This is a genomic window from Ralstonia edaphi (assembly GCF_958350185.1).
Lineage (GTDB): Bacteria > Pseudomonadota > Gammaproteobacteria > Burkholderiales > Burkholderiaceae > Ralstonia > Ralstonia edaphi.
In genome coordinates this window covers 136347-150436 of sequence record NZ_CATWHI010000006.1, presented here as the reverse complement: position 1 = coordinate 150436, position 14090 = coordinate 136347, and the positions used below count along the sequence as shown (strand labels likewise).

The following is a 14090-nucleotide window of genomic DNA, read 5'->3' as shown; positions in this document are numbered from 1 at the left end:
GCCCCCTTTGCGCGCAAGCAAATAACGGCGGGCGGTGTTTGTCTATACTCGGCCCGTTCGCACGCCGCATCGCCACGCTCATGACCTCCATTGCCGATATCCGCACCGATTACGCCCGCGCTTCGCTCGACCTCGCCGACGTCGACGCCAACCCCCTGCGCCAGTTCCGCCGCTGGTTCGACGAGGCCCTGAAGGCAGAGGTGGCCGAAGTCAACGCCATGACGCTCGCCACCGTCGACCCGCATGGCCAGCCCTCGGCCCGCATCGTTCTGCTCAAGAACCTGGACGAACGCGGCTTCACCTTCTTCACGAACTACGCCAGCCACAAGGGCGAAGAACTGGCCGCCAACCCCCGCGCGGCGCTGCTGTTTCATTGGATCGGGCTGGAGCGGCAAGTGCGCGTCCAGGGCATCGTCGAAAAAGTGAGCGACGCAGAGAGCGACGCCTATTACCACTCGCGCCCGCTGGGCTCCCGCCTGGGGGCGTGGGCATCGGAACAAAGCAGCGAAGTGCCCGACCGCGCCACGCTGGAGGCCCGCGAAGCCGAATATCGCCAGCGCTTTGGCGACGCCCCGCCGCGCCCGCCCCACTGGGGCGGCTACCGTCTGCTGCCCGAGCGGCTGGAATTCTGGCAAGGCCGCCCCTCGCGCCTGCACGACCGGCTGGAGTACCGGAAACAGGCTGACGGCAGCTGGACGATCGTCCGACTCGCCCCGTAGAGGGCGGATGCGCAATACGTTATTGCGCATCGCGTCATGCCGGCACGGCGCTTGCTGCGAAAGGATCGGCCCGGCACGCGCCCCCTAAGACCCGCACAGCACAATGGGAAAGTTTGTCGTAAGCTAATGTGATCCGTTCGGGCCGCAATCCGATGGCCGTCCCGAACTTTTGCTGATCAGGGAGGCGTCGACATGTTTTTCCAACAGGCGATTGACCGCAAACTCGAGCAGTGGATCCACGACATCCGCGAGTCTGCCAACCTTCCTGTACGCCTGCGGTTATGGAACGGTGACCAATACGAACTGGGCCGCTTCGAGCAGCCCCGCGTCACGCTCACCGTGCGCGAAGCGAGCGCCCTGCCGCTGCTGCTTTCCCCGACCCTCAACAATCTCGGCGAAGCCTACGTTCAGGAGAAGATCGACCTGGACGGTAAGTTGGCCGACATCATCAACGTGGGCTACAGCCTCGCTTCTGCTGCTGCGGTCAGCAGCGGCAATGCGCTGGCCCGCGTGGTGCGCCACTTTGCACACACGAAGGAAGGCGACAAGGAATCGATCCAGTACCACTACGACGTTTCCAACGACTTCTACAAGCTGTGGCTGGACCATAACATGGTCTACTCCTGCGCCTACTTCGAAAACGGCGATGAAACGCTCGACGAGGCGCAGCTCAAGAAGATCGACCACATTCTCACGAAGATCCGCCTGCAGCCCGGGCAGACGCTGCTCGACATCGGCTGCGGCTGGGGCGCGCTGGTGCTGCGCGCCGCGCAAAAGTACGGCGCCCGCTGCCTGGGCGTGACGCTGTCGCAAAACCAGTACGACCTCGCCACCGAACGCGTGCGCGCGGCCGGCCTGCAAGACCAGATCGAAATCCGTATCCAGGACTACCGCGACCTCACCGGCAAGTTCGATCGCATCACGAGCGTCGGCATGTTCGAGCACGTCGGTCGCAAGAACCTGCCGGGGTATTTCCGCCGCATGCACGACCTGTTGGCCGACGACGGCATCGCCATGAACCACGGCATCACGTCGTCCGATCCGGCCGGCGGCGAAAGCTCGATGGGCGGCGGCGATTTCATCGACCGCTACGTCTTTCCGCAAGGCGAGCTGCCGCACATCTCGCTGGCACTGAGCGCCGCGCAGGTTGGCGGCCTGGAAGCGCTTGACGTCGAAAGCCTGCGCCGCCACTATGCGCGCACGCTCGAGCACTGGGCCGAGCGTTTCGAGACCAACGGCGATACCATCCGCGCGATGGTGGGCGAGAAGAAATACCGCATCTGGCGCGTCTACCTGGCCGGCTGCGCACACGCTTTCGACGCCGACGAAATCTCCATCTTCCAGACCGTGCTGCAGAAGGCCGGCAAGTCGGCGGCGTCGATCCCGTGGTCGCGCCGCTATATCTACGCGTAACCATTTGACCCACAGCGCTCCCATCGACGATCTGTTCGGCGCGCCGCCCGCCCCAAGCGACAACGCGACCGCCGAACCCGGCACCCCCGCCCCGAAACCCAAACGCTCGCCCGCGCGACAGGGCGTGCAGCCGGCCGTGATTGCGCCCGATGTGGCTGCACTCGCGCAGCGCTTGCCGCGCGACCTGCGCATCGGCACTTCGTCGTGGTCGTATCCGGGCTGGGACGGGCTGGTGTATGCGGGCGAATACTCCGATTCGATGCTCGCGCGCAAAGGCCTGGCGGCGTATGCCCAGCACCCGCTGCTGCGCACGGTCAGCATCGATCGCGGGTTCTACTCGCCGATCCCGCTGGCGGACTACGTCGCTTATGCGGCCAGCGTGCCGGAAGACTTCCGCTTTGCAGTCAAGGCGACCTCCGCGGTATGCGACGCGTGGATTCGGGAATCGGACGGGCGCGGCCGCATGGCCAATCCCGCCTTCCTGAATGCTGAATTTGCCGTCCGCGATTTTGTCGAGCCCGCCACTCGCGGGCTGGGAACGCGGTGCGGGCCGCTGGTGTTTCAGCTCTCGCCACTGGGCGCGCTGGCCGAAGATGCGGCCGGCTTTGTGGAACGGCTCGAGGCGTTCCTGGCCGCGTTGCCGCCACTCGATCCGCAACTCAATCCCGACGCCGTCTACACGGTGGAATTGCGCGACGCCACGCTGCTCACGCCGCGCTTCATCAAGATGCTGCGCGCCGCAGGCGTGCGTTATTGCGTCGGCCTGCATGAGCGGATGCCGGCGGTGGACCGGCAAGCCGCGGCCGTTGCGTTGCTGGATGAAGGCGCGGGCGGCCCGCTGGTGGTGCGCTGGAACCTGAACAGCCGCTATCGCTACGCACAAGCCGAAGCGGCGTACAAACCGTTCAACAAGCTAGTTGATGAAGACCCGTTCTCGCGCGAGACGCTGGCCGACATGGCCGTCGCCGCGCTGGCGGCCGGGCGCAAGGTGACGATCCTGGTGAGCAACAAGGCGGAAGGATCGTCCCCGCTGTCGTGCATCAAACTCGCCGAGGCCATTGCCGCGCGCCTGCCGGCGGACCCAGCGTAGCCCCAGCCCACTCTCCTAGCCCTGCAAGCGGTGCGCGAACTGCTTGCGGAACTTCGCCACCTTGGGCGAGATGACGAACGCGCAGTAGCCTTGCGCCGGGTGGTCGCGGAAGTAGTTCTGGTGCTCGTCCTCGGCGCGCCAGAACGTCACCTTGCCGTCAGCGGCATCCACCAGCTCCGTCACGATGGGCGCTTCAAAAATGTCGCTGGCGCCCAGTTCGGCAATGGCCGTGCGCGCCGTCGCCAACTGCTCGGGCGTTTGCGCAAAGATGGCCGAGCGGTATTGCGGGCCGACATCGTTGCCCTGGCGGTCCACGGTGGTCGGATCGTGAATAGCGAAGAAGATGTCCAGAATCTCGCGATACGGAATCACGGCCGGGTCGAACTTCACCGCCACGACTTCAGCGTGACCGGTATTGCCGTTGCAAACGGCGCGGTAACTCGGGCGATCGACATGGCCGCCGGCATAGCCGGACACCACGCTCTGCACGCCTTGCACCTGCTGGAAGACGGCCTCCAGGCACCAGAAGCAACCTCCGCCCAGGACGGCGGTTTCAAGGGCGCGTTGTTCAGTCATTCGGATTCTCCTGCAATTGATTGGGCTGCCATTGGTCGGCCGAAGACGCCCATCCTGACACAGGCGCCACCAAGTGGCTGCAGAATCACGCAAAGCCCTACCCCGGCGCGGCCTATCAGGCGTCCGTTACAATTGAGCATTACTTTCGGTAGTTTTCATGGACCAACACGGAGCCATTCCCATGGATGCGCGCGCCCCGGAATCCCCCGCGCGCGAGGCGTCGGCACATCGACGCCCACATGGCCGCGCCACCCCGCCCGATTTCGACGCCGCGCATTTCCGGCACGCGCTGTCCCAGTTTGCCACTGGCGTGACGGTGGTCACCACACGCTCCGAGGGCCGGCCGGGTACACCGGCGTTCGTCGGGGTGACGGCCAGCTCGTTCAATTCGGTGTCGCTGGATCCGCCGCTGGTGCTGTGGAGCCTGGGCACGCAAGCGAATTCATTTCCGCTGTTCCACGCCGGCTCGCACTACGTCATCAATATCCTGGCAGCCGAACAGTTGGACTTGTGCAAGCGCTTCGCCACCCTCAAGGGCGACCGCTTTGCCAATATCGACTACCGCCTGAGCCCCACGGGCCTGCCAATCCTCGCGCAGTCCCTGGCCTGGTTCGAGTGCCACAACCGAAGCCGATATGACGAGGGCGATCACGTCATCTTCGTCGGTGAAGTCGAGCGCTGCGGCGTGATCGACGCGGATGGCGCGCCGCTGGTCTTCCATCGCGGCGCGTTCTCGTCGCTCACGCACATCGGCGACTGACAGTCGGCCATCTCACGCGGCCGCGCCGGGCTTCTGCGGTGCTTCCGCGTCGATCCCCCAATCCCCGAATTCATACCAGTCGTCACCGAGCAGCTCGGCGGGGTGCTGCGTGCGGCCCGAGCCGTTGCCGCAGCCCAGGGCGTCGGTAGAGCAATACTTGTCGCAGCCCCAGCAGATGCGCTCGGGGTGCACAGGATGCAGCGGAAACTTCTTGGCCATGGCCCGCTCCGGTCGACAACATGGGGCCACTATCCGCGCATGCTTTCTGTAGGGGATTGATTCTCGTCAGAAAGTCCGGCGCTGTTTTCTACTTTGCTTTCGCACGCTTGCCGGTCGCCGCGCCTTCGAGCGGGCGCACGCCACGCGCTTCCATCAGCAGCGCCAAGCCGCCGTCGCGGTCCTTGATGGTGCGCAGGACGATATTCGAGCGGATATCCATCACGCCGGGCGTCTTGTACAGCCGCTCAATGATGAATTCTGAGTAGTGCTGAAGGTTGGGCGCCTGCACGCGCAGGATGTAGTTGCAATCCCCCGTGATGATGTAGGCGGACACGATCTCCGGCCAACTCTGCACGGCAGCCATGAACGTCTCGTGCCAACCCGTCACGTCTTGGCGCATCGACACCTGCACGATCGCTTCCAGCTCCAGCCCGAGCGCCGCCCGGCCCAGTTGCGCCCGATACCCCGTGATGGCCCCCCCCTCCTCGAGCATCCGCACACGCCGCAGGCAGGCCGACGGCGATAGCGCCACGCGCTCGGCCAAATCCTGGTTGCTGATTCGGCCGTCTTCCTGCAAAACCTGGAGAATGCGCAGATCGGTGGTATCGAGTTGCATCTGTCGTTGTTCTTTGCGTGATCTCTTTGATACGTCGCATTTTATTCGAATTCATTGAGATAGCGCGCACGATTATGCAAACCCATTGCGCGTGGTTTTCCCTATCATTTCGGCACGGATTCACCGAATTTCTGCCCTGGAGCCGCCTTGGAACGCACTTTGTGGGATATCAGCCCCGCCCTTTCGCCTGCCACACCGACGTGGCCGGGCGACACGCCGTTTTCGCAGGAAATTGCGTGGAAGCTCGAAGGTGACTGCCCGGTCAACGTCGGACGCATCACGCTCTCGCCGCACACGGGTGCCCATGCCGATGCGCCGCTGCACTACCGCGCGGACGGCGCTGCCATCGGCCAGGTGCCGCTGGACGCCTACCTGGGCCCGTGCCGTGTCATCCACTGCATAGGTGTAGCGCGCGTCGAACCGGAACACGTGCGCGATGCATTGACCAACGCACCGCCGCGCGTGTTGCTGCGCACGTACGCACAGATGCCGCAGACCGCGTGGGACGACGACTTTGCCGCCGTCGCTCCCGAGACGATCGCGTTGCTGGCCGCGCACGGCGTCAAGCTCATCGGCGTCGACACCGCCTCGCTCGACCCGCAGACCTCCAAGACCATGGACGCCCACCACGCCGTCGGCAAACACGGCCTCGCCATCCTCGAAGGGCTCGTGCTCGACGACGTGCCCGCCGGCGATTACGAATTGATCGCGCTGCCTCTCAAGTTCGCCACCCTCGATGCGAGCCCCGTGCGCGCCGTGCTGCGCAGCCTGCCCTGATCGACACAAACGACAGAACACCCACCCTTTTTCACCCGGCATTCACATGACCATCACCCGCAACTCCTGCCTCGAACGCGACGCGACCGATCCGATCGCTCCGCTGCGCGACGCCTTTGCGCTGCCCGACGGCGTGATTTATCTCGACGGCAACTCGCTGGGCGCCCGTCCGAAAGCCGCGCTCGCCCGGGCGCAGGAAGTCGTCGCCAACGAATGGGGCGACGGCCTGATCCGCAGCTGGAACCAGGCTGGCTGGTTCGAGCTGCCGCGCCGTCTTGGCAACAAGCTTGCCCCGCTGATTGGTGCACGCGAAGACGAAGTCGTCGTTACCGACACCACGTCGATCAATCTCTTCAAGGTGCTGGCCGCCGCGATTCGCGTGCAGCGTGAAGACGCGCCCGCCCGCAAGATCATCGTGTCGGAAACGCATAATTTCCCGACCGATCTGTACATCGCTGAAGGACTGGCCGACCTGCTGCGCGACGGCTACAAACTGCGCCTGATCGACTCGCCGGAAGAACTGGAAGGCGCGCTGGGCGACGACGTCGCCGTCACGATGCTGACGCACGTGAACTACAAAAGCGGGCACATGTACGACATGGCGGCCGTCTCGGCGCTGGCGCACCAGCACGGCGCGCTGGCCATCTGGGATCTGGCGCATTCGGCCGGCGCCGTGCCCGTCGACCTGCACGCTGGCGGCGCGGATTACGCCATCGGCTGCACCTACAAATACCTGAACGGCGGCCCCGGTTCGCCCGCCTTCGTGTGGGTGGCGCCTGCGCTGCGCGAGCGCTTCTGGCAGCCGCTGTCGGGCTGGTGGGGCCATGCGCGGCCGTTCGCGATGGAGTCCCGCTACGACGCTGACGCCGGCATCGGCCGCTTCCTGTGCGGCACGCAGCCGATCACGTCGATGGCAATGGTGGAATGCGGGCTCGACATCTTCGCGCAGACGTCGATGGCCGCCCTGCGCGCCAAATCGCTTGCGCTCACCGACCTCTTCATCACGCTGGTGGAAACGCGCTGTGCAGGCTTTCCGCTCACGCTCGTCACGCCGCGCGACCACGCCGTCCGCGGCAGCCACGTCAGCTACGAACACCCCAACGGCTATGCCGTGGTGCAGGCACTGATCGCGCGCGGCGTGATCGGTGACTACCGCGAGCCGCGCATCATGCGCTTCGGTTTCACGCCGCTGTACACGAGCTTTGCCGATGTGTGGGATGCGGTGGAAATTCTGCGCGATGTGCTGGAAACCGGCGCATGGCAATCGGCCCAATTCAACGAACGTACGCTGGTGACCTGAGATGTCGAACCCGATTGAACCGACCAAGCCCGCAGCATCGGGCTGCCCCATGCATGCCGCCCAGGGCGAAGGCTGGCACGACGCCCAGCTCGATTTCTCGAAATCGATGAGCTACGGCGACTACCTCGCGCTCGATCAGATCCTGAACGCGCAACACCCGCGCTCGCCAGATCACAACGAGATGCTGTTCATCGTCCAGCATCAGACCACCGAGCTGTGGATGAAGCTGATGCTGCACGAACTGCGCGCCGCACGGGATTGCGTGCGCAATGACAACCTGCCGCCTGCGTTCAAGATGCTGGCGCGTGTGTCGCGCATCATGGATCAGCTGGTGCAGGCGTGGAACGTGCTCGCCACGATGACGCCGCCGGAATACTCCGCCATGCGTCCGCACCTGGGGCAATCGTCAGGCTTCCAGTCGTATCAGTACCGCGAGATCGAATTCATCCTCGGCAACAAGAACGCGGCGATGCTCAAGCCGCACGCACATCGCACCGAGCATTACGAACAGGTCAAGACTGCGCTGGAAACGCCGTCGCTGTATGACGAGGCGGTGCGCTACATGGCGCGTCACGGCTTTGCATTCGACGCGGATTGCATCGAGCGTGACTGGTCGCGGCCGGTGACTTACAACGCCTCGGTGGAAGCGGCGTGGCTCGAGGTCTATCGGGACCCGACGCACCACTGGGAGCTGTACGAACTGGCCGAGAAGTTCGTCGATCTGGAAGACGCGTTCCGGCAATGGCGATTCCGGCATGTGACTACGGTGGAGCGCGTGATTGGCTTCAAGCGTGGCACGGGCGGCACCGAGGGCGTCGGTTACCTGCGGAAGATGCTGGATGTGGTGTTGTTTCCGGAGCTTTGGAAGTTGCGGACGGATCTTTGATTTTGGCTGTGGTCCATCTCTTGTTTCGTCCCCTGCCGGGGCCGACCTACTTTCTTTGTCTTGCCAAAGAAAGGTAGGCAAAGAAAGGCGCGCCCGAGATGGCGAAAGATTCCTTGAATTTATGTCGCAGAGAGGGGAAGGGAAAAACTCGCTTCGCTCAGACAGTTTCCCTTCCTTTTTCCTCCCTGCAACAGAAATTCAAGGCGCCATCTAGGGCATCAACGGCCAAACCGTCTGGACGCCGGCGCTGGTGGCAAAACAATTTCCGGGGAATCTCTGAGCGGCCTACGCGGCGGGCTCGACCACTTGGCCTAGCCGTGCCGCGAACTCCCGCAGCGCGGGGGCCAGTTCGTCGCGGATCCGCTCTGCATCGGCGGCCGTGTACGGCGCGCTGCAACTCACGACATACGGCTCGCGCTGGCTTGGTGCGAAGAAGGCGACTGCGCATGCGTGGATGGCAGGATGCCAGTCGCGCAGCGACACGGCGTAGCCGTTGCGTACGCCGGCTTTCACTGCGTCGTCTGCGGCAGCGCCTTCCGCCGCCCATTGCGCAGGCTGCTGCGTGCGCAATGCTTCGTAGAGGCGCTCACGCCGCGCTACGGGCAACGAAGCCAGATACGCCCGCCCCATCGAACTCGACAGCAGCGACAGCCGCGAGCCCACGCCCAAGCCCGACGAGCCGCTCATCGACGGGCTGTCGTGGCGGATCGTCTCCAGATAGACCATGTCCAGCCGATCACGCTTACCGAGCGAGATCGACACGCCAAAGCGCTGTGCAAACGCGCTCATGTGTGGACGCGCGAGCTGGATCACATCGCTCGAGGCCAGATAGGCAAATCCGAGGGCGAGCACGCCGGCGTCGAGTCCGTACTTGCCGAGCGCGTCGTCGTAACGCAGGTAGCCGAGCGACACCAGCGTGCCGGCCAACCGGCTGACGGTGGCTTTGGGGAAGCCCGTGCGCCGGACGAATTCCTGGTTGCCGAGCAACGTGTCGCCAGGGCGGAATGCGCGCAGCAGTTCGAGCCCGCGCGCCAACGCCGTGACGAAATTCGGATCGCTCGACTCAGCGGGCGCGGTGTCGAATTCGGGATCGGGGAGACGGGTCGTGCTCATGGCAAAAAAGCCCTGGAAATCGTCGGTGGTTGCGCTATGATAGCCCTAAATTTCGAAACTGTGTTCCGTATATCGGAACAACAAAGACTCGGAGACCACCGCTGTGACTGCTCGCAACGCTTTCAACTGGGCTGACCCTCTGCTGCTCGACCAACAACTGACCGACGACGAGCGCATGGTGCGCGACGCCGCCGCGTCGTACTGCCAGGACAAGCTGATGCCGCGCGTGCTGGAGTCGTTCCGGCATGAGAAGACCGATGCGTCGATCTTTCGCGAGATGGGCGAGCTGGGCCTGCTGGGTCCGACGATTCCCGAACAGTACGGCGGCCCGGGCCTCAACTACGTCAGCTACGGCCTGATTGCGCGGGAAGTCGAACGGGTGGATTCAGGCTATCGCTCGATGATGAGCGTGCAGTCGTCGCTGGTGATGGTGCCGATCTACGAATTCGGCAGCGAGGCGCAAAAGCAGAAGTACCTGCCCAAGCTGGCCAAGGGCGAGTGGATCGGCTGCTTCGGGCTCACTGAGCCGAACCACGGCTCCGACCCGGCGTCGATGGTGACGCGCGCAAAGAAGGTCGACGGCGGCTATTCGCTGTCGGGCGCCAAGATGTGGATCACCAATTCGCCCATCGCCGACGTGTTTGTCGTGTGGGGCAAGCTGCCGAACGACAACGGCGAGGATGAAATCCGCGGCTTCATCCTGGAGAAAGGCTGGAAGGGACTGACGGCGCCCGCTATCCACGGCAAGGTCGGCCTGCGTACGTCGATCACCGGTGAAATCGTGCTGGACGAAGTGTTCGTGCCGGAAGAAAACCTGATGCCGGGCGTGCGCGGCCTGAAGGGCCCGTTCACGTGCCTGAACTCTGCTCGCTACGGCATCGCGTGGGGCGCGCTGGGCGCAGCGGAGGCCTGCTGGCACATCGCACGCCAGTACGTGCTGGATCGCAAGCAGTTCGGCCGCCCGCTCGCCGCCAATCAGCTCGTCCAGAAAAAGCTGGCCGACATGCAGACCGAAATCACGCTCGGCCTGCAAGGCTGCCTGCGCCTGGGCCGCATGAAAGACGAAGGCACGGCCGCTGTGGAAATCACGTCGATCATGAAGCGCAACTCCTGCGGCAAGTCGCTCGACATCGCCCGCATGGCGCGCGACATGCTGGGCGGCAACGGCATCTCCGACGAGTTTGGCGTGATCCGCCACGTGGTGAATCTGGAAGTGGTGAACACGTACGAAGGCACGCACGACATTCACGCGCTGATCCTAGGCCGCGCACAAACCGGCATTCAGGCCTTCTTCTGATTGCGCTTTGTTTTTCCGGCGAGTTGGGGCACACTCGTGCACCACTCGCCACACCCGTGGCCGCATCCCTCGCCCGTCCTGGGCACCGTTGTTCTCCTCCCTCGCGATATACCAATTTGCAAATGACCGGGATACGCCGCGCCGCATGAATCGGCAGTAGCGCGCGTCTATGCTTGCGTCCAAGTGTCGGCGGATTGTTGGGCCGCACGCCCCTCACACCGATAGAACGAGCGCGCGATCCACACGCAGATTGCAGCGCCACGCGACAAAACCGATCGCGAGACAACGGTCTGGAGAATGCCCGCGCATGTACGCAGGCGCCCGCACCGATATCAAAACCAGAACAGGGCACCCTACGCGGACGACCAAGATCGGCCGGCGCGGAGTCCTGCCAGGAGACAAACCCACCATGGCTGAACAGTCCATTCCGTCGTCGACGGAACTTGGCGCCGCTGGCATCGCCGATGCGCGTGCCATTGATCGCTATTTCCAGATTTCTGCACGCGGCAGCACGCAAAAGCGCGAGGTCGTGGCCGGCATCACCACCTTCATGGCGATGGTCTACGCGGTGTTCGTCGTGCCCGGCATGCTGGGCAAGGCCGGCTTTGACACCAGCGCCGTGTTCGTTGCGGTGTGTCTGACCACTGCCTTCGGCTCGCTGTTGATGGGCTTGTGGGCCAAGCTGCCGATCGCCATCGGCTGCGCAATTTCGCTGACCGCCTTCATGGCCTTTGGCCTGGTGCTTGGGCAAAAGCTGACGCCCGAAATCGCCCTGGGCGCGGTGTTCCTGATGGGCGTGGTCTTCACCGCGATCTCGGCCACGGGCGTGCGCTCGTGGATCCTGCGCAATCTGCCTGCTGGCGTGGCGCATGGCACGGGCATCGGCATCGGCCTGTTCCTGCTGCTGATCGCGTCCAACGACGTCGGCCTGGTGGTAAAGAACGCCGGTGAGGGCCTGCCCGTTGCACTGGGCCACGTTACCGCCTTCCCGGTGATGATGTCGGTGCTGGGCCTGGCCGCGATCTTCGGCATGGAACGGCGCCGCGTGCCGGGCGGCATCCTCATCGTGATCATCGCCATTTCGATCCTGGGCCTGATCTTTGACCCGGCCGTGAAGTTCACCGGCGTGTTCGCCCTGCCGTCGCTGGCCGCTGCCGGCCACGCCTCGCTGATTGGTGCAATGGATATTCGCGGTGCACTCACGGCCGCCGTGCTGCCCAGCGTGCTGGCGCTCGTGATGACCGCTGTGTTCGATGCCACCGGCACGATCCGCGCGGTCGCCGGCCAGGCCGGACTGCTCAACGACAAGGGCCACATCATCAACGGTGGCCGCGCCCTCACGGCCGATTCGATCAGCTCGATCTTCTCGGCGTTCTTCGGCGGTGCGCCGGCGGCGGCCTACATCGAGTCGACGGTTGGCGTGGCAGCCGGCGGCAAGACTGGCCTGACGGCCGTCGTGGTCGGCGTGATGTTCCTGGCGGTGATGTTCTTTTCGCCGCTGGCGGGTCTGGTGCCGTCGTACGCAACGGCACCGGCGCTGATGTATGTCGGCCTGCTGATGCTCTCGAGCGTGAGCAAGCTGCACATGGACGACATGGTCGACGCATTGTCGGGCCTGGTCTGCGCGGTGTTCATCGTGCTGACCTGCAACATCGTGACCGGCATCATGCTGGGCTTCAGCACGCTGGTGATCGGCCGCGTGGTGGCCGGCGAATGGCGCAAGCTGAACATCGGCACCGTGGCGATCGCGGCTGCGCTGGTCGCCTTCTACGCAGGCGGCTGGGCGATCTGATCGCACACCGAATCGTCTTCACACAAGACAAACCGGCCAGACCCGAAAGGGCTGGCCGGTTTTGTTTTGCCTGAGAACCGGTTCAGGATCCGTAGCGAGCGGGCCGAGGTCGGTCCGACAAGCGCAGCCGACCATGGGTACGGCGGGCATCACAGGGCCAGGATCGGCTCGCGCAGCAAGGTCCTGAGCCGCTTCCAACGCAAAAAACGCCCGGCACAAGGCCGGGCGGCAATCACACTACCAAGGAGACGGTTACTTGTTGGGCTGCGGCGTCAGGCGCAGATACGGCCGCACCGCCTTGTAGCCCTTCGGGAATTTCTGCTTGAGGACTTCCTCATCCTTCAACGACGGCACGATGACCACGTCGTCGCCGTCTTGCCAGTTACCGGGGGTGGCGACGCTGTGGTTGTCGGTCAACTGCAGCGAGTCGATCACGCGCAGCACTTCATTGAAATTGCGCCCCGTCGACGCCGGATACGTAATCGTCAGGCGAATCTTCTTGTTCGGATCGATCACGAACAGCGAGCGCACCGTAAAGGTCTCGCTCGCATTCGGATGGATCATGTCGTACAGCTGCGAGACCTTGCGATCGGGGTCGGCAATGATCGGGAAATTGACGCTCGTGTTCTGCGTCTCGTTGATATCGTTGATCCAGCCCTTGTGCGACTCGACCGAATCGACCGACAGCGCAATCGCCTTGACATTGCGCTTGGCAAATTCGTCCTTCAGCTTGGCGGTCAGGCCCAGTTCGGTGGTGCAGACCGGCGTGTAATCGGCCGGGTGCGAAAACAGCACGCCCCAGCTATTGCCCAGCCACTCATGGAACTTGATGCGGCCTTCACTGGAATCCTGCTCGAAATCAGGGGCGATATCGCCCAAACGTAGAGACATCGTGTCCTCCATACACAGATTGGGAACCACTATAGCCAGATTGCCATCCAACCAAAACGACTATAAATTCACAACAACATCACTTTTCGTCATTAGGCGCGGCATTTGCTGGCAACAGGGTGGAAGACGTGCGCACATTGCCGGACAATGACCAAAGCCTTGATCCATCGCAGTGCGCGCGACGCGAGCGCTTGAAGTTTCGCGGCGCCCACACATATGCTAGCGAATAAGCGCGTCGACATATTGACGATTGAACTACCCGCCGACACCGAGGACCCGACCATGACAAACACTTCCCCCAACCTGGCCGATTCCGTCAATAAGGAGAAACTGATGACCGACGTGAAGACTGTTCTGTCCGACGCTGAAACCCTGCTCAAACAAGCTGCGTCCACCAGCGGCGAAAAAGCCGCGGAACTGCGCGAGCGCGGTATGGGCATGCTCCGCCAAGCCAAGGAAAAAGCGCAGGACCTGCAAGACGCGGTCGTCCACAAGAGCAAGGCTGCCGCACGCGCTACCGACGACTACGTCCACGATCATCCGTGGCAAGCCGTGGGCGTCGCGGCCGGCGTGGGCCTGCTGATCGGCCTGCTGCTCAATCGCAAGTAACCCGCAGCACCCTTTCTGGCCGATGGCGCGCA

At 63.8% G+C, this 14090-nt stretch carries 15 protein-coding genes; 10 read left to right on the top strand and 5 right to left on the bottom strand.

From position 1 onward, the window contains the following. Window positions 1-80 precede the first annotated feature (80 nt). The 3 genes from pdxH (at window position 81) to R2669_RS20950 (ending at window position 3222) form a co-directional block, all read left to right on the top strand. Window positions 81-719 carry a pyridoxamine 5'-phosphate oxidase gene (gene pdxH, locus R2669_RS20960; protein ID WP_316889202.1) on the top strand — a complete coding sequence of 213 codons (639 nt, stop codon included), beginning with the start codon at window positions 81-83 and terminating at the stop codon, window positions 717-719. 192 nt (window positions 720-911) lie between these two features. Continuing rightward, the gene (locus R2669_RS20955) at window positions 912-2132 is read left to right on the top strand and encodes a class I SAM-dependent methyltransferase (RefSeq protein WP_316901911.1); all 1221 of its coding nucleotides are present in this window, start codon (window positions 912-914) and stop codon (window positions 2130-2132) included. Between the two features lie 4 nt (window positions 2133-2136). Next, window positions 2137-3222: a DUF72 domain-containing protein gene (locus tag R2669_RS20950; protein WP_316901910.1), complete on the top strand. Its 1086-nt coding sequence runs from the start codon at window positions 2137-2139 to the stop codon at window positions 3220-3222. Between the two features lie 15 nt (window positions 3223-3237). On the opposite strand, the gene msrA is transcribed toward R2669_RS20950, so the two are convergent. Then, a complete protein-coding gene (gene msrA / locus R2669_RS20945; RefSeq protein WP_009238772.1) occupies window positions 3238-3798 on the bottom strand; it encodes a peptide-methionine (S)-S-oxide reductase MsrA in 561 nt (186 codons plus the stop codon). Between the two features lie 181 nt (window positions 3799-3979). Between msrA and R2669_RS20940 the strand changes: the two genes are divergently transcribed. Next, complete coding sequence (locus R2669_RS20940) at window positions 3980-4558, top strand: flavin reductase family protein (protein WP_147218219.1); 579 nt, start codon at window positions 3980-3982, stop codon at window positions 4556-4558. Window positions 4559-4570: 12 nt separating this feature from the next. On the opposite strand, the gene R2669_RS20935 is transcribed toward R2669_RS20940, so the two are convergent. Both R2669_RS20935 and R2669_RS20930 read right to left on the bottom strand, forming a co-directional pair. After that, window positions 4571-4777, bottom strand: coding sequence for a DUF3079 domain-containing protein (locus R2669_RS20935; RefSeq protein WP_147218222.1), 207 nt, complete (start codon window positions 4775-4777; stop codon window positions 4571-4573). 88 nt (window positions 4778-4865) lie between these two features. After that, entirely contained in the window at window positions 4866-5393 is a 528-nt protein-coding gene (locus R2669_RS20930) for an Lrp/AsnC family transcriptional regulator (RefSeq protein ID WP_147218225.1), read from the bottom strand. Between the two features lie 147 nt (window positions 5394-5540). Between R2669_RS20930 and kynB the strand changes: the two genes are divergently transcribed. Genes kynB through kynA form a run of 3 tightly spaced genes read left to right on the top strand, consistent with a single transcriptional unit; the run spans window position 5541 to window position 8356 of the window. Further along, window positions 5541-6170 (top strand): arylformamidase, encoded by a 630-nt coding sequence (gene kynB, locus R2669_RS20925; protein ID WP_316874117.1) that lies wholly within the window; start codon window positions 5541-5543, stop codon window positions 6168-6170. Between the two features lie 46 nt (window positions 6171-6216). Then, window positions 6217-7470: a kynureninase gene (kynU, locus tag R2669_RS20920; protein ID WP_316901909.1), complete on the top strand. Its 1254-nt coding sequence runs from the start codon at window positions 6217-6219 to the stop codon at window positions 7468-7470. A 1-nt stretch (window position 7471) separates the two neighbouring features. Next, window positions 7472-8356 (top strand): tryptophan 2,3-dioxygenase, encoded by an 885-nt coding sequence (kynA, locus tag R2669_RS20915; protein WP_316901908.1) that lies wholly within the window; start codon window positions 7472-7474, stop codon window positions 8354-8356. A gap of 285 nt (window positions 8357-8641) precedes the next feature. On the opposite strand, the gene R2669_RS20910 is transcribed toward kynA, so the two are convergent. Continuing rightward, window positions 8642-9469: an IclR family transcriptional regulator gene (locus R2669_RS20910; protein ID WP_316888230.1), complete on the bottom strand. Its 828-nt coding sequence runs from the start codon at window positions 9467-9469 to the stop codon at window positions 8642-8644. 103 nt (window positions 9470-9572) lie between these two features. On the opposite strand from R2669_RS20910, the gene R2669_RS20905 reads away from it, so the two are divergent. Beyond that, window positions 9573-10766 carry an acyl-CoA dehydrogenase gene (locus tag R2669_RS20905; RefSeq protein ID WP_316901907.1) on the top strand — a complete coding sequence of 398 codons (1194 nt, stop codon included), beginning with the start codon at window positions 9573-9575 and terminating at the stop codon, window positions 10764-10766. A 409-nt stretch (window positions 10767-11175) separates the two neighbouring features. After that, window positions 11176-12558, top strand: coding sequence for an NCS2 family permease (locus R2669_RS20900; protein WP_430708833.1), 1383 nt, complete (start codon window positions 11176-11178; stop codon window positions 12556-12558). Window positions 12559-12810: 252 nt separating this feature from the next. Here R2669_RS20900 and R2669_RS20895 read toward each other — a convergent pair whose 3' ends face one another. Then, window positions 12811-13449 carry a peroxiredoxin gene (locus R2669_RS20895; protein ID WP_147216991.1) on the bottom strand — a complete coding sequence of 213 codons (639 nt, stop codon included), beginning with the start codon at window positions 13447-13449 and terminating at the stop codon, window positions 12811-12813. Window positions 13450-13731: 282 nt separating this feature from the next. Between R2669_RS20895 and R2669_RS20890 the strand changes: the two genes are divergently transcribed. Continuing rightward, the gene (locus R2669_RS20890; protein ID WP_004629476.1) at window positions 13732-14058 is read left to right on the top strand and encodes an ElaB/YgaM/YqjD family protein; all 327 of its coding nucleotides are present in this window, start codon (window positions 13732-13734) and stop codon (window positions 14056-14058) included. Window positions 14059-14090 lie beyond the last annotated feature (32 nt).

What these genes read in the sequence shown, in the direction of transcription:
- R2669_RS20940 (WP_147218219.1), top strand. Translation starts at nt 3,980, where the DNA reads ATGGATGCGCGCGCCCCGGAATCCCCCGCGCGCGAGGCGTCGGCACAT.
- kynU (WP_316901909.1), top strand. Translation starts at nt 6,217, where the DNA reads ATGACCATCACCCGCAACTCCTGCCTCGAACGCGACGCGACCGATCCG.
- R2669_RS20935 (WP_147218222.1), bottom strand. Translation starts at nt 4,777, where the DNA reads ATGGCCAAGAAGTTTCCGCTGCATCCTGTGCACCCCGAGCGCATCTGC.
- R2669_RS20930 (WP_147218225.1), bottom strand. Translation starts at nt 5,393, where the DNA reads ATGCAACTCGATACCACCGATCTGCGCATTCTCCAGGTTTTGCAGGAA.
- msrA (WP_009238772.1), bottom strand. Translation starts at nt 3,798, where the DNA reads ATGACTGAACAACGCGCCCTTGAAACCGCCGTCCTGGGCGGAGGTTGC.
- R2669_RS20910 (WP_316888230.1), bottom strand. Translation starts at nt 9,469, where the DNA reads ATGAGCACGACCCGTCTCCCCGATCCCGAATTCGACACCGCGCCCGCT.
- kynA (WP_316901908.1), top strand. Translation starts at nt 7,472, where the DNA reads ATGTCGAACCCGATTGAACCGACCAAGCCCGCAGCATCGGGCTGCCCC.
- R2669_RS20890 (WP_004629476.1), top strand. Translation starts at nt 13,732, where the DNA reads ATGACAAACACTTCCCCCAACCTGGCCGATTCCGTCAATAAGGAGAAA.
- pdxH (WP_316889202.1), top strand. Translation starts at nt 81, where the DNA reads ATGACCTCCATTGCCGATATCCGCACCGATTACGCCCGCGCTTCGCTC.
- R2669_RS20895 (WP_147216991.1), bottom strand. Translation starts at nt 13,449, where the DNA reads ATGTCTCTACGTTTGGGCGATATCGCCCCTGATTTCGAGCAGGATTCC.
- R2669_RS20955 (WP_316901911.1), top strand. Translation starts at nt 912, where the DNA reads ATGTTTTTCCAACAGGCGATTGACCGCAAACTCGAGCAGTGGATCCAC.
- R2669_RS20900 (WP_430708833.1), top strand. Translation starts at nt 11,176, where the DNA reads ATGGCTGAACAGTCCATTCCGTCGTCGACGGAACTTGGCGCCGCTGGC.